At 73.5% G+C, this 17,286-nt stretch carries 12 protein-coding genes and 3 pseudogenes; 2 read left to right on the top strand and 13 right to left on the bottom strand.

The annotated features are described in order from the left end of the window. Position 1 precedes the first annotated feature (1 nt). The 10 genes and pseudogenes from disA to G7075_RS16890 all read right to left on the bottom strand — a co-directional run bounded on the left by disA (position 2) and on the right by G7075_RS16890 (position 10,306). Positions 2 to 1,077: pseudogene (gene disA / locus G7075_RS16935) on the bottom strand (DNA integrity scanning diadenylate cyclase DisA). Between the two features lie 199 nt (positions 1,078 to 1,276). Next, a pseudogene (gene radA / locus G7075_RS16930) lies at positions 1,277 to 2,678 on the bottom strand (DNA repair protein RadA). 106 nt (positions 2,679 to 2,784) lie between these two features. After that, a complete protein-coding gene (locus G7075_RS16925) occupies positions 2,785 to 4,542 on the bottom strand; it encodes a BCCT family transporter (RefSeq protein ID WP_240917711.1) in 1,758 nt (585 codons plus the stop codon). Between the two features lie 338 nt (positions 4,543 to 4,880). After that, positions 4,881 to 5,327: a 50S ribosomal protein L9 gene (rplI, locus tag G7075_RS16920; RefSeq protein WP_166123574.1), complete on the bottom strand. Its 447-nt coding sequence runs from the start codon at positions 5,325 to 5,327 to the stop codon at positions 4,881 to 4,883. A gap of 22 nt (positions 5,328 to 5,349) precedes the next feature. After that, positions 5,350 to 5,586, bottom strand: a complete 237-nt coding sequence (gene rpsR, locus G7075_RS16915) for a 30S ribosomal protein S18 (RefSeq protein WP_030526145.1) — start codon at positions 5,584 to 5,586, stop codon at positions 5,350 to 5,352. A gap of 96 nt (positions 5,587 to 5,682) precedes the next feature. Next, a pseudogene (locus G7075_RS16910) lies at positions 5,683 to 6,263 on the bottom strand (single-stranded DNA-binding protein). 41 nt (positions 6,264 to 6,304) lie between these two features. Next, complete coding sequence (gene rpsF, locus G7075_RS16905) at positions 6,305 to 6,592, bottom strand: 30S ribosomal protein S6 (RefSeq protein WP_166123572.1); 288 nt, start codon at positions 6,590 to 6,592, stop codon at positions 6,305 to 6,307. A 3-nt stretch (positions 6,593 to 6,595) separates the two neighbouring features. Then, a complete protein-coding gene (locus tag G7075_RS16900) occupies positions 6,596 to 7,924 on the bottom strand; it encodes a hypothetical protein (RefSeq protein WP_166123570.1) in 1,329 nt (442 codons plus the stop codon). Between the two features lie 148 nt (positions 7,925 to 8,072). Then, the gene (locus tag G7075_RS16895) at positions 8,073 to 9,494 is read right to left on the bottom strand and encodes a transglycosylase domain-containing protein (protein ID WP_166123568.1); all 1,422 of its coding nucleotides are present in this window, start codon (positions 9,492 to 9,494) and stop codon (positions 8,073 to 8,075) included. Further along, a complete protein-coding gene (locus G7075_RS16890) occupies positions 9,473 to 10,306 on the bottom strand; it encodes a transglycosylase domain-containing protein (RefSeq protein ID WP_166123566.1) in 834 nt (277 codons plus the stop codon). Before G7075_RS16890 ends, G7075_RS16895 begins: the two co-directional genes overlap by 22 nt. A gap of 334 nt (positions 10,307 to 10,640) precedes the next feature. On the opposite strand from G7075_RS16890, the gene G7075_RS16885 reads away from it, so the two are divergent. Together G7075_RS16885 and G7075_RS16880 are read left to right on the top strand one after the other, a co-directional pair. Next, positions 10,641 to 11,204 carry a PadR family transcriptional regulator gene (locus G7075_RS16885; RefSeq protein ID WP_240917710.1) on the top strand — a complete coding sequence of 188 codons (564 nt, stop codon included), beginning with the start codon at positions 10,641 to 10,643 and terminating at the stop codon, positions 11,202 to 11,204. 73 nt (positions 11,205 to 11,277) lie between these two features. Next, entirely contained in the window at positions 11,278 to 12,369 is a 1,092-nt protein-coding gene (locus G7075_RS16880; protein ID WP_166123562.1) for an inositol-3-phosphate synthase, read from the top strand. Between the two features lie 70 nt (positions 12,370 to 12,439). Here G7075_RS16880 and G7075_RS16875 read toward each other — a convergent pair whose 3' ends face one another. From G7075_RS16875 to G7075_RS16865, 3 genes are all read right to left on the bottom strand, one after another. Then, a complete protein-coding gene (locus tag G7075_RS16875) occupies positions 12,440 to 12,994 on the bottom strand; it encodes a M23 family metallopeptidase (protein WP_205860548.1) in 555 nt (184 codons plus the stop codon). A gap of 161 nt (positions 12,995 to 13,155) precedes the next feature. Continuing rightward, on the bottom strand, positions 13,156 to 15,690 hold the full coding sequence (locus G7075_RS16870; protein WP_166123560.1) for a transglutaminaseTgpA domain-containing protein: 2,535 nt from the start codon (positions 15,688 to 15,690) through the stop codon (positions 13,156 to 13,158). After that, on the bottom strand, positions 15,687 to 17,225 hold the full coding sequence (locus tag G7075_RS16865; protein ID WP_240917709.1) for a DUF58 domain-containing protein: 1,539 nt from the start codon (positions 17,223 to 17,225) through the stop codon (positions 15,687 to 15,689). The genes G7075_RS16870 and G7075_RS16865 overlap by 4 nt, the downstream gene beginning before the upstream one ends. Positions 17,226 to 17,286: the final 61 nt, after the last annotated feature.

Genomic DNA, 17,286 nt, shown 5'->3' with positions numbered 1-17,286 from the left:
GTCAGACGTAGCGCTCGAGGATGCTCGTCTCGGCGAGCCGGCTCAGGCCCTCGCGGACGAGGCGGGCCCGGCCCTCGCCGACGCCGTCGACGTCCATGAGGTCGTCGATGTTCGCCGCGAGCAGCTTCTGGAGGCTGCCGAAGTGGGTGACGAGCCGGTCGACGATCGCGCCCGGCAGCCGCGGCACCTTCGAGAGCAGCCGGTGGCCGAGCGGGCTGACCGAGGAGTCGAGGGAGTCGCCGACGACCGTGAAGCCCATCGCCTTGGCCCGGCCGCGGGGTCGAGCAGCTCGGTGCTGTCGATGGCCGTGAGGTTGTCGACCGCCTCGTCGAGGGTGAAGCCGGCCTTGGCCTCCGGGAGGTAGTCGCGGATGACGAGGCCGAGGTCGTCGGACAGGCCGCCGGTGAGCTCCTCGAGCTGGAGGCTCAGGAGGCGCCCGTCGGTGCCGAGCTGGACGACGTACTCGGCGATCTCGTCCTTGATCCGCCGGACCATCTCGAGGCGCTGCAGGACGTTGGCGACGTCGCGGACGGTGACGAGGTCCTCGATCTCGAGCGCCGAGAGCGTGCCGGTGACCTCGTCGAGGCGCGACTTGTAGCGCTCGAGGGTCTGCAGGGCCTGGTTCGCGCGGGACAGGATGGCGCTGGAGTCCTCGAGGACGACACGCCGGCCGGCCACGTAGAGCTGGATGATGCGCATGGACTGGCTGACCGAGACGACGGGGAAGCCGGTCTGCTTGGCGACGCGCTCGGCGGTGCGGTGCCGGGTGCCGGACTCGAGGGTCTCGATGCCGGCGTCCGGCAGCAGCTGGGTGGCGGCGCGCAGGATGCGGGTGACGTCGCGGTCGACGACGACGCCGCCGTCCATCTTCGCGAGCTCACGCAGGCGGGTGGCCGAGAACTCGATGTCGAGGGGGAAGCCGCCGGTGGCGATCTGGTCGATGACCCGGTCGTGGCCGAGGACGATGAGGGCGCCGGTGCGACCGCGCAGGATGCGCTCGAGGCCGTCGCGCAGCTCGGTGCCGGGGGCGACCGCTGCGAGGGTGGCGCGCAGGAGGTCGTCCTCGCTCTGCGGCACGCTCACTCCTCCTCCTTCACGGGTTCCGGGCCCCCGGGCCCACGCGTCGGTGGTGGGCCGGTCCGGCGCGATCCTATCGGGCGGTCGGTCACGACGAGGTCTCGATCTGCGGGACCTCGCAGTGGGCATCCCCCACCGGTTCGAGGTGACAGCGCACCACGAGACGGCCCGGCATCACCTCGACCCGGCGACCGACGGGTCAGCGGACGGGGACCTCGTGCAGCGCCCGCCCGACGGCCTCGGCGACGGTGCCGACCTCGAGGACCGACAGGCCCTCGGGCACCGGCCCGGCCCCGAGCACCCCGGTGGGCACGACGGCGCGGGTGAAGCCGAGCCGGGCGGCCTCGGCGAGCCGCCGGTGCGCGCCGGTGACCGGGCGGACCTCGCCGGCCAGCCCGACCTCGCCGAACGCGACGGTGCCGGGGGCAGCGGCCGGTCGGTGATGGCCCCGGCGAGCGCGAGGGTGATGGCGAGGTCGGCGGCGGGCTCGGCGAGCCGCACCCCGCCGACCGTCGAGAGGTAGGCGTCGCTGGACCCGATCGGTGCCCTGGCCCGCTTGTCGAGCACGGCGAGCACCATGTTGACCCGCGCGGAGTCGAGGCCGCTCGTGGCCCGGCGCGGTGTGGCCAGTGACGACGCGGTGACGAGGGCCTGCACCTCGGTGACCAGCGGCCGGCGGCCCTCGAGCGTGACGGTGACGCACGTGCCGGCCACCGCGGCGGTGCGTCCGGAGAGGAAGAGCCCGCTCGGGTCGGCGAGCCCGACGATGCCGACGTCGGAGAGGTCGAAGCAGCCGACCTCGTCGGTGGGACCGTACCGGTTCTTCACGGCGCGCACGAGCCGCAGCCGCGAGTGCCGGTCGCCCTCGAACTGGACGACGACGTCGACGAGGTGCTCGAGGACGCGCGGGCCGGCGATCGAGCCGTCCTTCGTGACGTGCCCGACGAGCAGCACGGCGATGCCGCGGGCCTTGGCGAGCTGGATGAGGGAGGCCGCGACCTCACGCACCTGCGTGACGTTGCCGGCCGACCCCTCGACCTCGGCGCTCGCGATGGTCTGCACGGAGTCGACGACGAGCAGCTCGGGCTGCACCTGCTCGACCTGCCCGAGGACGGTGGCGAGGTCGGTCTCGCTGGCGAGGTAGAGGCTGCGGGCCATCGCCTCGATGCGCTCGGCACGGGCCCGGACCTGGGCCGAGGACTCCTCGCCGCTGACGTAGAGGACCTTGCGCTCGCCGTGCTCACCGGAGCGGGCCGCCCGCCCGGCGACGTCGAGGAGCAGCGTGGACTTGCCGATGCCCGGCTCGCCGGCGACGAGCACGACGGCACCCGGCACGAGCCCGCCCCGAGGACCCGGTCGAACTCGGCGACCCCGGTGGGGCGGGCCACGGCGTGCGTGACGTCGACCTCGGCGATGGGCAGGGCCGGCCGCTCGAGGGTGGTCGCGGCGGCCGTGCGCGCGCTGACGGCACCGACCTCGGCGACCGACCCCCACGCCTGGCACTCGCCACACCGGCCGACCCACTTGGCCGTCTGCCACCCGCACTCGGAGCAGCGGAAGGCACTGGCCCCCCTGCCCCGTCGTGCCGTCGCTCCTGCCATGGCGCCCAACCTACGACCCGCCCCGACATCCGGCAGGACCCGCCCCCGGACACGGCCGGGCCCCACCGACGGGCGTCGGTGGGACCCGGCCGGGCCGCGGCGTTGGCTAGCGGCGGTGCGGCACGGTCCGGGTCTCGGCGGGGTCGGCGACGGCGGCGGGCACGGCGTCGCCGGCCGGCAGCCCCTCGTCGTGCCCGTTCCCGCTGACCCGGTCGCGCAGGTCGGGCGTGCGGGCGATGTGGCCGGCGATCTCGTCGGCCAGCAGCCGGCGCTCGGCCCGCTGCATCCGGCCGTTCTCGGCGAGCAGGGCGCGGGTCACCGACATGACCATGCCGATCATCACGAGGCTGAACGGCAGGGCCAGGAGGATGGCCGCCGTCTGGAGCGCGGTCAGCCCGCTGTCCCCTCCGGCCAGCAGCAGCGCGATGGCCACCGACCCCTCGAGCAGCGCCCAGAGCACGCGGCTCCACACGGGCGGCTCGGGGTCGCCGCCGCTGGCGAGCATGTCGACGACGAACGAGCCGGAGTCCGAGCTCGTGACGAAGAAGACGACGACGAGCACGATGGCGATGACGCTGAGCACCGAGGACCAGGGCAGCCCGTCGAGCATCTGGAACAGCGCGCTGTCGGTGCTCACCGCGCCGTCGGGGCCGACGAGGCCGCCCTCGCCGAAGATCTCGCGGTGGATGCCCGAGCCGCCGAAGACCGCGAACCAGGCGAAGGTGACGACGGTCGGCACGAGCAGGACGCCGGTGACGAACTCGCGCACCGTGCGACCGCGGGAGATGCGGGCGATGAACACGCCGACGAACGGCGCCCAGCTCATCCACCAGCCCCAGTAGAAGGTCGTCCAGCCCGAGAGCCACGAGGTGCCGTCGCCGCCCTGGAAGGACAGGGTGCGGAAGGAGAGGGTGAAGAAGTTCGTCAGGTAGCTGCCGACCGACGAGACGAAGTCCCCGAGCAGGAAGACCGTCGGCCCCAGGACGAGCACGAGCAGCATCAGCGCGCCGGCGAGACCCATGTTGAGGTTCGAGAGGTACTTGATGCCCTTGTCCAGGCCGGTGACCACCGAGGTCGTGGCCATGACGGTGATCGCGACGACGAGGACGACGAGCAGCCCGGTCGTGGCCTCGCCGACGACGCCGAGGTAGGCCAGGCCGGCCCCGACCTGCTTGACGCCGAACCCGAGCGAGGTCGCGACACCGAAGAGGGTGCCGACGACGGCGATGACGTCGATGGCGTCACCGAGGGTGCCCTTGACCCGGTTCCCGAGCAGCGGCTCCAGGGCCCAGCGGATGGAGACCGGCCGGCCCTTGCGGTGGATGGCGTAGGCCATCGCGAGCCCGACGACCACGTAGATGGCCCAGGCGTGCAGGCCCCAGTGCAGGTAGGTGGCGTCGGTCGCGGCGCGGGCCCGCTCGGCCGCCGCCTCACCGGTGCCGGGCGGCGGGGACGCGAAGTGGTTGAGCGGCTCGGCGACCCCCCAGAACACGAGGCCGATGCCCATGCCGGCGGCGAAGAGCATCGCGAACCACGCGGTGAGCGAGTACTCCGGCTTCTCCTCGTCGCGGCCGAGGACGACGCGGCCCATCGGCGAGAGGGCGATCCAGACCGAGAAGAGGACGAAGCCGCTGACGATGAGGATGTAGTACCAACCGAGGTCACCGACGACGGTGTCGTTGAGGGTCGAGAAGAGCTCGCCCATCTGGTCGGGCAGCGCCAGCGCGAGCACGACGAAGGTGCCGATGATGGCCAGGGCGGGCCAGAAGACGCGGGGGGCGGTGATGCGCTTCTCGCTCTGCCGGGGGTCCGGCGGCGGGCCCCCGTCGGGGACTCGCTGGGTGGGACGGTCGGTCACGGACACGGTCTTGCTCCTCCGGTGGACGGCGGTCTGGGCTCGGGTCAGCCGTCGACGCTAACGGCGTCCGGGGGCCGCTGGCCAATGCCGCCGGGCCCCGTCGGCGGGCTGCAGCCAGTCCTCGGGCCGGGTTGCGGTGTCCCGGTGGAGGGTTCACCCGCAGGTCACGATCCGGTCTCGGACCGGTGCTCGGCGGCACCCGTCCCCGCTCCGCGTGACCTGCGGCGGTCCGGGTGCGTTCGCACGCGGACCCGCGCAGACCGGGCCGGGCCGAGACCTCGCGCACGACGCACGAGGGCCCCGGACCGCGAACGGTCCGGGGCCCTCGGTGCGAGGTGTCGGCGTCAGCCGGCGACGACGTCGAGTTCGACGCTCGCCTGGACCTCGGGGTGCAGGCGCACCAGCGCGGAGTGCGTGCCGGTGGTCTTGATCGGGGTGGGGACCTCGATCGTGCGCTTGTCGAGCGCCGGACCGCCCGCGGCGCGGACGGCGGCCGCGATGTCGGCGGTGGAGACGGCGCCGAAGAGGCGGCCCCCGGTGCCGGCGTGCGCGGTGACCGTGACGGCCTTGGACTCGAGGTTGCCCTTGATGGACTGCGCCTCCTCGAGCGACTTCACGGCGCGGGTCTCGCGACCCTTGGCGAGCGCCTCGACCTGCTTCTGGCCGCCCTTGGTCCACGCCGTCGCGAGACCGCGGCGGAAGAGGAAGTTGCGGGCGTAGCCGTCCTTGACGTCGGCGACGTCACCGGCGGCGCCGAGGCCGGAGACCTCGTGGGTGAGGATGACCTTCATCGTTCTGGCTCCTTCTCCGAGGTCAGCGGGATGAGGACGAGTACGGCAGGAGCGCCATCTCGCGCGCGTTCTTCACGGCGTTGGCGATGAGGCGCTGCTCCTGGACGGAGACGCCGGTCACCCGACGCGCGCGGATCTTGCCGCGGTCGGAGATGAACTTGCGCAGCAGCGCGACGTCCTTGTAGTCGATGTTCTCGACCTTCGCCGCCTTGAGCGGGTTGGCCTTCTTCTTCGGCTTGCGAATGGCGGGCTTGGCCATCGTGGTGCTCTCCTTCTGCCGGCCGGGCCGGCGGATGAGCCCCGGTCACCCGGGGATGGTGTCTGTCTGTGTCTGGTGCGACCGTCGCGGGGACGGTCAGAAGGGGGGCTCGTCGTAGCTCGGCGCCTGGCCCCAGCCACCGCCCTGCTGACCACCCTGCTGCGGCTGCTGCGGGGCCTGCTGGCCACCGCCGTAACCGCCCTGCTGGCCGCCGCCACCCTGCTGGGGGCGGAGCCACCGGTGGCCCACGGGTCGTTGTTCTGCTGGAAGCCGCCGCCACCGCCGCCGAAGCCGCCACCGCCGCCACCGCCGCGCTCGGCCTTGGTGACCTTCGCGGAGGCGTAGCGGAGCGAGGGGCCGACCTCGTCGACCTCGAGCTCCATGACGGTGCGCTTCTCGCCCTCCTTGGTGTCGTACGAGCGCGACTTCAGCCGGCCCGTCACGACGACCCGGGTGCCCCGGTGGAGGGACTCGGCCACGTTCTCGGCCGCGTCACGCCAGATGGAGCAGCGCATGAAGAGGGTCTCGCCGTCCTTCCACTCGTTGCTGTTCCGGTCGAACTGGCGCGGAGTGGACGCGACGGTGAAGTTGGCGACCGCTGCACCCGAGGGGGTGAAGCGGAGCTCGGGGTCGGCGGTGAGGTTGCCGATGACGGTGATGACGGTGTCGCCTGCCATGACGGTGGTCCCTTCGGAGTCGTGGTCTGGTGGCGGAGTGCTCAGGCGCCGGGGCGCAGGAGCTTGGTCCGCATGACCGACTCGTTGAGGCCGAGCTGGCGGTCGAGCTCCTTGGCCGTGGCCGGCTCGGAGGTGAAGTTGACGACGGCATAGATGCCCTCGGCCTTCTTCTTGATCTCGTACGCGAGGCGACGACGGCCCCAGACATCGATCGTGTCGACGGACCCGCCGTCGGTCGTGATGACCTTGAGGAACTTCTCCAGCGAGGGCTGGACGGTCCGGTCGTCGAGCTCGGGGTCGAGGATGACCATGAGTTCGTACTGACGCATGCGCTAACCCGCCTCCTTCGGTCTCAAGCGGTCACGGTCTCTCCGTGACAGGAGGGTATGCGGTGTCGCCCACCACCCTCGGAGAGATGTCCACAGGGTGCTCGATGGGCAACCCTCCCAGCGTACCCGCCGCCGGCGGCCCCGCCCAACTCGCGTCCGCCCGGTCCTCGGGGGCAGGGGCGGGCGCGGTGGCCGCGGCGCGGGCAGACCCCAGGTGGCCCGGGCCCACACGACCCAGCCGATGCGCCCGAGCGCGACGAGCCGCAGCGCCAGGGCGGTGGCGTACCACCCGGCGGGCAGCCCGTGCCCGGGGTCGCTCGCCGCCCCGAGCCAGCCGAAGAGGGCGACCGCGTGCACCACCTCGGCCCCCACCCAGACGAGGTGGTCGCGCCAGGGCACGCCGGCGAGCGCGACGAACGGGACGAGCCACAGGCCGGCAGCGGGCGGCAGCGCCGGCGCGGTGAGGAGCGCGACGACGACGGCGAGCAGCGCGACGTCGGCGACCGGCGGGCGCGGGAGGCGTCGCGAGACCACGACGGCCAGGGCGGCCGCGACGAGCATCCCCGAGGTGGCGAAGCCGGCGACGACCGACGCCCCGAGCGGGTGGTGGGCCAGGGTCGGGACGAACCACACCGACCCGGCACCCGCCCCACAGTCGAGCCACGCCGTGACCGGACGGACCAGCAGCCCGAGGTCGACCGCCGCGACCGGTCCGACGAGCAGCAGCAGGGACACCCCGGCCGCCACGAGCAGCCGGCGGACGCCGTCGCGCAGCCCCGGCGGCGGCACGAGCGCCATCGCGAGGAGCACGAGCGCGGGGAGCGGTCCGCCGAGGACGGCCACCGCGGCCAGCGCCCCGGCGAGCACCGGACGCCCCCGGCTCCAGGCCCAGACGGCGACGACGGCCAGGGCCAGCGGCACGAGGTCGACCGACAGCAGCACCGACAGGGCCAGCACCGGCGAGAGCGCCAGCGCGACCGGGTCGGCGAGCGGGTGGCCCCGGACGGTGCCGACGGCGAGCACGAGCCCGGCGAGCAGCACGGCCGCGAGCAGCGTCCACAGGACGAGGACCCACCGCTGCTGGGCCAGCCCGGCCCCCGGCGCCAGCGACCCGAGGCCCGTCGTCACGACCCCGCGGACGAACGGCACGTCGAGGGTCGTGTCGCCGGAGAGCCACGCGCCGACGCCGAGGCCGGCCCGGTCCTCGATCATCGAGGCGAACAGCGGCGAGGCGCACTGCCTCCAGACGGGGGCGCGTCCCTCCCACCCGCCACTCGCGCACGCGGTCTGGCGCAGGGCGGCGACGAGCAGCGGCAGGCCGAGCAGCAGCACGACCGGGGCGAGGGCGCCCAGGCCGCCGGGACCTCGAGGGGGTCGCGGGGCCCGGGCACCACGCGGCCCCCCGGCCGCCGTCAGCAGGCGGTCGAGGGGCGAAGCGGGTCCTGCGGGCGCGGGCGGCACCGGAGTGGGGCGTGACCGGTCAGCCCGTGGGCGGGCGCGCCACACCCGTCGGCAGACCACCCGGCGAGCTGGGCGGGCCGGAGGGCAGCGAGGGCAGGGACGCCGACGGTGAGGGCGACTCGGTGGGCGACGGCGGCGCACTCGAGGACGGCGGCGGCGCGCTCGAGCTCGGCGGGGCCGAGGAGCTCGACGGCGGACGCGTGGTCGTGGGCGGCGGCGGGTCGGCGTTCTCGTTGACGTGCGCCGGCTTCGGGAAGTCGACGACCTCGGAGTTGCCGAGCGCGGCCTTCATGTACGCCGTCCAGATGCGGGTCGGGAAGGTGCCACCGGTGATGGAGCCGTCGTTCGGCAGGTTCTCCATCGCCAGCTCCTTGCCGTTCGAACCGGAGCGGTAGAGCCCGACGGCGGTCGCCAGCTGCGGCACGTAGCCGTCGAACCACGCCGAGCGGAACGACTCCGAGGTGCCGGTCTTGCCGGCCGCCGGCCGCCCGAGGTTCTGGCCCACGTAGCGCGCGGTGCCACCGTTGACCGGCTCCTGCATCGCGTCGATGACGTCGCTCATCAGCTTCTTGTCGAAGACCGGCTGGGTCTTCGGCTCGGCCTTGATCGTCGGGAGGCTCGTGTCGGCGAACTTGATCTGCTTGACGAGGTAGGGCTCGGCCCGCACGCCCTGGGCGGCGATCGTCGCGTAGGCGTTGGCCATGTCCATGACGGTGACGTAGTCGGTACCGAGCACGTCGGCCATGTTCGGCTCGAGCTTCGAGCGCACGCCGGCGTCCTCCGCGGCCTTCATCGTGTTCTCCGGGCCGGCGAGGATGTTGAGCGCCGCGTAGACGGTGTTCACCGAGTGGCCGGTCGCCGTCAGCAGGTCGATGTTGCCGAACTGCTCGTTGCCGAAGTTCTTCACCCGCCCGCGCCGGGCGTTGTCGGTGGAGGCGCTCGGGTCGGCGAACTCCTTGAAGTACTGCGGGCTGTACCCGGGAAAGCGGCTGCGCGTGCTGACCTTCTCGGACTGCAGCGCCGCGATGAGCGTGAAGATCTTGAACGTCGAGCCGGCCTGCATCTTGGCCTGCGTCGCGTTGTTGAGCGCCCGCTTGGCGAAGTCCTCACCGCCGTAGAGCGCGACGACCGCCCCGTTGCCGGGCTTGATCGACACCAGCCCCTCGTGGATGTCCTTCTGCTTCGGCTGCTCCTCCTTGATCGCCTTGATGGCGTCGGCCTGCTTGCTGCGCTCGATGGTCGAGACCACCCGCAGCCCACCGCGCTGGACGTCGGCCTCGGAGAGCTTGTACTTGCCGAGCAGCTCCTTCTTCACGAGGTCGACGATGTAGCCGGCGGTGCCGCCGAGCGCCTTGGGCTTGTAGGCCGAGATGCCGTCGAGCATCTTCGGGACGTCGGCCTGGGAACGCTCCTCGGGGGTCAGCCACTTCTTGGTGACCATCGCGTCGAGGATGTAGCTGCTGCGCGTCTCGGCGTTCTTCTTCTGCTGGTCGCCGAGGGTGGGGTCGTAGAGCGAGGGCCCGCGGATGATCGAGGCGAGCAGGGCCGACTGCTCGGGGAGAGGTCCTTGGCGTGCACCTTCGGCCCGAAGTAGGCCTGGGCGGCGGTCTCGATGCCGTAGGCCCCGCGGCCGTAGTAGATCGTGTTGAGGTAGTTGGCGAGGATCTCGTCCTTGGACTGCTGCTTGTCGATCTTCAGGGAGATGAGGATCTCCTTGGCCTTGCGTGTGATCGTGCGGTCCTGGGTGAGGAAGTAGTTCTTGACGTACTGCTGGGTGATGGTCGAGCCACCCTGGGTCGCCTCACCACCCTTGAGCGCCACCCAGACCGCGCGGGCGATGCCCGTGGGGCTGATGCCGCTGTTCTGGTAGAAGTCGCGGTCCTCGGCGGCGAGGATCGCGTGCTGCATGTTCGGGCTGATCTGGTCCAGCGGCACCGACACGCGGTTGCCGCCCTCGTCGGAGAGGCGGGCCAGCTCGGTCTTGCCGTCGGAGTAGTAGACGATGCTCGCCTGCGCGTCGACCATCGCGTTCGGCTGCGGGATGTCGGTCAGCGCGTACGCGACCCCGAAGCCGGCGACGCCGAGGACGAAGAGCCCGAGCGCGGTCCACATCCCCCGGCGCAGCCACTTCCGGCGGCCGGAACGGGGGGCCTTGCCACCGGGGCCGGACCCCGAGGCGCCACCGCGGGCGGCGGGTCGGGTGGCGGCGGCCTGCTTGGCCTCGGCGCGGGTACGGGGCTTTCGTTGCGACATGGGCTTCCGGGGGACGGGGGCGTGGGGCAGGGCACGGACACGCACCCAGCCGCCAGTATGACGACGCCGTCTGGGAAAAACCCAAACGCGGACGAACCGCGGGGGTCGAGTGGGCCCGGGAGCCAGGTGGCGGCGTGACGAGCCGCACCGACCGGGCTCGGGACGCGCGGGGCAGCTCGCGAGCCGGGCCGGAGGGCGGTCGGGAGTGGGGTCGCGGGATGCGGGCCGGGCAGGCGCGATGTATCGCTGCGATATATCTGTGTTAGCGTCGAGCGAACAAGGTCCGAGTTTGTCACCTCGGACCGTCGCCGACCGGATGCAGGGAGGAACCGCCGTGGTCTCACGCCGCGCCCACCTCCTCGAGTTCGCCGTCCTCGGGCTGCTCCACGAGGGGCCGACCCACGGCTACGACCTGCGCCGCCGGCTCAACGAGGCCCTGGGCCCGTTCCGTGCGCTGTCCTACGGCACCCTCTACCCGGCGCTGAAGTCGCTCCTCGGCCGCGGGCTCATCGCCGAGGCCGCCGACCCCGGCCGGCCCGGCAAGCGCCCCCGCGTCGTCTACGAGCTGACCGCCGCCGGCAAGGAGCACTTCGCCGCCCTCGTCGCGCACGCCGACTCCTCCACCTACGAGGACGACGCGTTCGACGTGCGCTTCGCCTTCTTCGCCCGCACCGAGAGCGAGGTGCGCCTGCGCATCCTCGAGGGGCGCCGCACCCGCCTCGAGGACGACCTGAGCCGGGTGCGCGAGCGCTCGACCCGCAGCCGCGAGCGCCTCGACTCCTACACCGCCGCCCTCCAGCAGCACGGCGAGGACCGCGCCGAGCGCGAGGTCCGCTGGCTCACCGAGCTCATCGACGCCGAGCGCCGCCACCCCACCGACCCCGGCCCCCAGCCGTAGGAGCCGCCGGCGCCCCGGTGCCGCGACCCCGCCCGTCCATCCCCGTCCCCAACCCCCGTCACAGGAGCAAGCCATGGGTTCCATCCGCGTCGCCGTCGTCGGAGTCGGCAACTGCGCCTCCTCGCTCGTCCAGGGCGTCCACTACTACCGGGACGCCGACCCGACCGCGACCGTCCCCGGCCTGATGCACGTCGCGTTCGGCGAGTACCACGTCCGCGACGTCGAGTTCGTCGCCGCGTTCGACGTCGACGACAAGAAGGTCGGCAAGGATCTCGCCGAGGCCATCAACGCCTCCGAGAACAACACCATCAAGATCGCCGACGTCCCCACCACCGGCGTCACCGTCCAGCGGGGCCACACCCTCGACGGCCTCGGCAAGTACTACCGCCAGACCATCGACGAGTCCGGTGCCGAGCCGGTCGACGTTGTCGCCGCCCTGCGTGACGCGCAGGTCGACGTCCTCGTCTCCTACCTCCCGGTGGGCTCGGAGCAGGCCGACAAGTTCTACGCCCAGTGCGCCATCGACGCCGGCGTCGCGTTCGTCAACGCCCTCCCGGTGTTCATCGCCTCCGACCCCGAGTGGGCCGCGAAGTTCGAGGCCGCGGGTGTGCCGGTCATCGGCGACGACATCAAGTCCCAGGTCGGCGCGACGATCACCCACCGCGTCATGGCCAAGCTGTTCGAGGACCGCGGGGTGCAGCTGGACCGCACCTACCAGCTGAACGTCGGCGGCAACATGGACTTCAAGAACATGCTCGAGCGCGAGCGCCTGGAGTCGAAGAAGATCTCCAAGACCCAGGCCGTCACGAGCAACCTCACCGGGTCGCTCGCCGGCAAGACCGAGGACCGCAACGTCCACATCGGCCCGTCCGACTACGTCGCCTGGCTCGACGACCGCAAGTGGGCGTACGTGCGCCTCGAGGGTCGCGCCTTCGGTGACGTGCCGCTCAACCTCGAGTACAAGCTCGAGGTCTGGGACTCCCCGAACTCGGCGGGCATCATCATCGACGCCATCCGCGCGGCGAAGATCGCCAAGGACCGCGGCATCGGCGGCGCCCTGCTGTCGGCGTCGTCCTACCTCATGAAGTCCCCGCCGGAGCAGCGCCCCGACGAGGTCGGCCGCGCCCGCCTCGAGGCGTTCATCGCGGGCACCGAGGAGCGCTGAGCCGCAGCCCGACCCGAGCACGCCCGAGCGGGGCGGCACCCCTTCCGGGTGCCGCCCCGCTCGCGTGCGCTCAGCAGTGGTTGGTGCTCTTGATGAAGTGCACGCTGTTCGGCGCGAAGGTGACGCCCTGGACGACGGCGTCGACGACGCTGCCGTCGCGGATCTGCTCGTAGTGCAGGTGCGACGAGGACTGGCCGCCGGTCTTGCCGACCCGGCCGATGAACTGGCCCTGGCTGACGTGCGCGCCCTGGGCGACCTGGATCGAGCCGTCCTTGAGGTGGGCGTAGCGGGTCTTCCAGCCGCTCGTGCCGTGCTTGATGACGATCATCTTCCCGTAGCCGCCGCCCCCGGTGCCGGCGAACTCGACGGTGCCGGCGGCCGAGGCGCGCACCGGCTTGCCGTTGTCGTCCTCCCCGGAGCCCCAGTTCCAGTCGACCGACTTCAGCGGGTTGTGGGTGTGGCCGTCGGACACGGTCCACGCGCTGCCGCGCCAGGTCGTCCCGCAGTTGAACGGGGCCTTGAACCCGGGCCGGGCGCCGGCCGCCTCGGCCGCGAGGGGTGCCGCGGCCACGACGGCCGCCGTCAGGGTGCTCGCCGCGAGCAGCGAGGTCATCATCCGCTTCATGCTGGTGCTCCTTCGTCCTCCCCGGAGGCTCTCCCCGGCTCGTCCAGCACCCTCGTCCGCCGCCCTGCGGATCGGCTGCGCGGCCGGCCCCGTCACGCTGCGGTTTCGCTGTGCCGGCGGCGCGTCCCCGACGTGGGCCGTCGGTCGACAAGGCGACGGGGTCAGGCCGGGGTCGGGTCGCTGCCGCCGCGGCGCGGGAGGTTCGGGAGCCGCAGCCGGCGCCACCACGCGAGGCTCGCCCCGGTGCGCTCGCGACGGACGAGCAGCGGGCGCGGGTCGGCGTCCGAGCGCAGCCGCGTCCACCGGCCGACGCCCGTGCGCATCGTCGTCAGGGCGGCTTCGGCGTGCCCGTGCAGCGCGTCGGTCGCGGCGGGGTCGCCCTCGCCGGGGCCGAACACGACGGCGTCGACGGCGGCCGCGACCGACGATGCCGAGACGACGTCGTCGGGCAGGGCGGCGGCGCGCACCGGCTCCCCGGGCTCGCCGGCACCGAGGGAGGCCTCGACGACGGCGGCGTCGATGGCGTGCGCCTGCTCGCGACGGGTGACCCCGCGCGGCACCGCGACCCGCAGCGAGCGGGCCTCGGCGACGAGGTCGCGCCACACCCACGCCGCCCGTCCGGGCACCGGCCCGAGCCCGACGTGCTTGCGCCGGCGGCGGCGCTTGAGCCACCGCAGCAGGGCCACGTAGCCGACGGCGAGGAGGACGAGCAGCACCAGGCCCGCGAGGACCTGCAGCCACAGCGGCCAGGCCGTGACGTCGAACGGGTTCTTCTTGCGCTTCGTGACGTCGGTGGCGTTCTGCGCCTGGTCCGGACCCTGGAGCACCGACGGCGGGCTGACCCCGGCCGGGGGCGGCACCTGGGCGCCGACCTTCTGCTCCTCGGTCTTCAGCTGCTGCTCGCTCGGGGTCTTGTCGCGGCTCGGCACGAAGGTCTGCGAGCCGAGCGGGTACCAGCTGCCGTCGTCGAGCCGGACCTCGACCCACGCGTGGACGTCCTTGCCGCGGACGTCGCCGCCGGCCTGCGGGGTCGCGCCCATGACGACGCGTGACGGGATGCCGAGCCGCTGCCCGACGAGCGCCAGGGTCGCCGCGTACTGCTCGTCGTTGCCCGCGAGCTTGCTCGAGCCGACGAACCGGCTGAGCCGGGAGACCGCGTGGCCGGGCAGGTAGACCTTCTCGAAGCTGTTCGGGGTGCCGCCGTCGGTGTAGGTGCCCTCGGTGCGCATCGCCGTCGCGAACGCCCGCAGCTTCGACCACGCGCCACCCTCGGCCCGCGAGGTCCAGGCGTCGATGCGCGAGTCGAGGAAGTCGGTGTCGACCCCGGTGGAGGCGCCGGTCGCGACGTCGAGCTCCTTGGGCAGCTCGGCCGCCGGCTTCTCGGGCAGCACGGCCGTCATCGAGTACGTCTCGCCACCGAGCAGCCCGGCGAAGACGACGGCGGTCTCGGTGTCGGTGTTGAGCCACAGGGCGTCTGCGAGCTCGTCGGCCCGGGGGCCGGAGAACTGGACGCGGGTCGGGTCGCCGACCGTGGGGAGCCAGTTGCCGCGGTAGCCGCCGTCGGGCACGGTGACCTCGACGTCGACCGACCGGCCCTCGCGCGTGGCCGCGATGCGCGAGCCGACCTGCTGGAACGGCACGCCGTCGGCGCTGCGGTCGGCGGCGCCCCAGACGAGCCCGTCGTAGTGGTCGAGGGTCGCGAACCGCACCGGGACGCCCGACGGCAGCCCCTGCACCCGCAGGACGACCTGGTCGTAGAGCTTGGCGTCGTTGGGCTCCGTGTAGCGCCGGTACCCGGGCAGCGGGCTGGCGAACTGTGAGACGTCGAGCGGCGGCACGAGCCCGTCGCGCACGACCTCGCGGCGCTCGGCGGCCGAGGTGCCGGGCAGGGTCGGCCCGGCGAAGGTGCCGGCCAGCAGCGCGATGACGACGAGCGCGCCCCCGGTGGCCAGGCGCACCCCCCGGCCCGCGCCGTTCTGCACGGGCGGGCGCGAGCGGTGGGCCCGGACGACGAGCCAGGCGACGAGGACGGCGGCGAACCCGACCCCCTGGACGAGCAGGGCGGCGGACTGCGAGGTGCCGAAGGCGATGGAGGCGGCGAGCAGGGCGAGCGGCGCGACGGCGACGACGGGCACGCCGGCCCACCGGCGCGCCACCCCGAGCGTCAGCGCTCCGCCGAGCAGGCCGGCCAGCCACGGGAGGGCGACGACCGGGCCGCGGGCGTCGACCGGCGGCAGCAGGGTCAGCCACTTCTTCCAGCCGGTGACCGCCCAGGTCGCGAGGTCGACGAAGGTCTGCGGGGTCGGCAGCACGCCGCCGACGAGGTTGTCCCGCACCGCGACCGGACCGCCGAGGAGGAAGTAGGTGGCCGTGAGGACGAGGAAGGTCGTCAGGGCCATCCAGCGCAGGGTCCCGGCGAGGTGGCCGATGAGCAGGCCGAGGACCAGCCCGATGCCGGCGGCCACGACCCACTCGACCCCGAGGAAGCCGGTGCGCATCCCGACGAGCGCGATGGTGCAGAGCGCGGCGGCGAACCCGAGGTCGACGAGGGCGTCGCGGTCGGGCAGCGCGGTGGCCAGCCATCCGGGGGCGTCGGGGTCGCGTTGCGGGCGGCGGCGGGCGGCGGCGCCCCCGCGCAGGGCGGTCGCGAGGCTGGGGGCCGCCGGCCGGTCGCCGGTCGGTGCGGTGCCGCTCATGCCAGCGCTCCCGAGAAGAGGACCCGTCGCAGGTCGGTGAGCTCCCGGACGTGGAGGATGACGATGGAGCCGAGCCGGCGCACGCCGACGGGCACCTCGGGGTCGACGACCAGGGCGACCTTGACGACCTCGGGCTCGAACTGGTCGAGGGTGCGCTGCACCTGGATGAAGGGCCGCTCGACCCCGGTGACGAGCACCGCGATGCTCGCGTCCGGGGCCAGCGCCGACGCCTGGCCGACCGAGGCGTAGAGGTCGAGGTCGCCGACCTCGGCCCGGGAGAGCGCGTCGAGGGTCAGCGGCGCCGTGGTGCGGGACGCGGTCTCGCCGTGGCACACGACCGTCGTGTCCTGCTCGTCGAGGATCGAGCGCAGGGCCAGCGAGGCCGCGCAGGAGATGGCCATCTCGACGTCGTCCTCGCCCCCGGCGTAGACGTCCGGGGTGGTGTCGACGACGAGCGCGAGGTGCGAGCGCCGGGTGTCGAGGAACTGCCGGACGAGGAGGCGACCGTGCTTGGCCGAGGAGCGCCAGTGCACGTACCGGCGGTCGTCACCGGCCTGGTACTCGCGCAGGGCGTGGAAGGCGAGGTCGGACATCGACAGGTCCGGCGTGACCTCTCCCTCGAGGTCGCGCAGCAGGCCGGCGCCGAGGTTGTCGAGCGAGATGGTGCGCGGGTGGACGTAGAGCTCGGTGCGCTCGGTCCACTCGACGGTGCGGCGGACCAGGCCGAGCGGGTCGCCGTGCACGGTGGTCGCCGGGCCGACGGGCACGACACCGCGCTGGTGGGTCGGGACGACGAAGAGCTCCTCGTGCGTGCGACCCGAGGCCAGGGCCGGCAGGGTGAAGCGGGCGGCGGTGTGCCCCACCGGGAGCTCGACGAGCAGGGGCAGCATCGCCCGTTTCGACCCGTTGGTCACGGCGACCCGGCCGGTGGCGGGCTCGCCCACGGTGACGCGGGTCGGCTCGACGTCGGCGCGGATGCGGACCTTGGCGCGGTCGAGGGCGAGCAGGAGGCAGGCCACGACGAGCACGAGGCACGCAGCGGCGACCATCCCGAGCTCGGCCCAGGCGTAGTGCGCGGCGAGCCACCAGCCGAGCAGGCCGATGGCCAGCACCGTCCAACCGAGCGCCGAGACCCAGCGCAGCACCTCCACGACGGGGTGCCACACCGGACGGGTCTGCTCGGCGAGGGGGCGGATCCGGCTGCCGGTGAGGACGAGGATGCGCGCGCCGGTGTCGGTGAGGGCGCTCGGCACCTGCACGCGCGGCAGGGTGATCGTGCGGGTCTGGCCGTCGGCGCGGGTGCGGCCCCGGGTGGTGGGGCGGGCCGGCTTCCGCGCCGCGGGGGCGTCCTCGCGGCCGGGTCCGGTGCTGCGCAGCCGGGGCAGGCTGACGCGAGGACCCTTGCGCCGCTTGGGTCCCCGCTCGCCGCGGCCGCGCTTGGCCGCGCCGGGTCCGGCACCGGGTCCGGCGTTGGCGCCGGCGCCGGCTCCGGTGCGCAGGGCCCCGCGCGAGGTGGTGGAGCCGTCGTCGGCCACCGGGCGCGCGGCACGGCCGGCGCCTCGCGGCGCCGGGGTGGCGTGAGGTCCGAGCGACGGA

This window comes from Phycicoccus sp. HDW14 (assembly GCF_011383005.1).
Taxonomy (GTDB): domain Bacteria; phylum Actinomycetota; class Actinomycetes; order Actinomycetales; family Dermatophilaceae; genus Phycicoccus.
Note: the sequence above shows the minus strand (reverse complement) of the source record. Positions and strands in the feature narration are given on the sequence as shown.

Coding starts and splice junctions, on each gene's coding strand:
- rplI (WP_166123574.1), bottom strand. CDS start 5,327: ATGAAGGTCATCCTCACCCACGAGGTCTCCGGCCTCGGCGCCGCCGGT.
- rpsR (WP_030526145.1), bottom strand. CDS start 5,586: ATGGCCAAGCCCGCCATTCGCAAGCCGAAGAAGAAGGCCAACCCGCTC.
- rpsF (WP_166123572.1), bottom strand. CDS start 6,592: ATGCGTCAGTACGAACTCATGGTCATCCTCGACCCCGAGCTCGACGAC.
- G7075_RS16895 (WP_166123568.1), bottom strand. CDS start 9,494: ATGGTCACCAAGAAGTGGCTGACCCCCGAGGAGCGTTCCCAGGCCGAC.
- G7075_RS16890 (WP_166123566.1), bottom strand. CDS start 10,306: ATGTCGCAACGAAAGCCCCGTACCCGCGCCGAGGCCAAGCAGGCCGCC.
- G7075_RS16880 (WP_166123562.1), top strand. CDS start 11,278: ATGGGTTCCATCCGCGTCGCCGTCGTCGGAGTCGGCAACTGCGCCTCC.
- G7075_RS16875 (WP_205860548.1), bottom strand. CDS start 12,994: ATGAAGCGGATGATGACCTCGCTGCTCGCGGCGAGCACCCTGACGGCG.
- G7075_RS16870 (WP_166123560.1), bottom strand. CDS start 15,690: ATGAGCGGCACCGCACCGACCGGCGACCGGCCGGCGGCCCCCAGCCTC.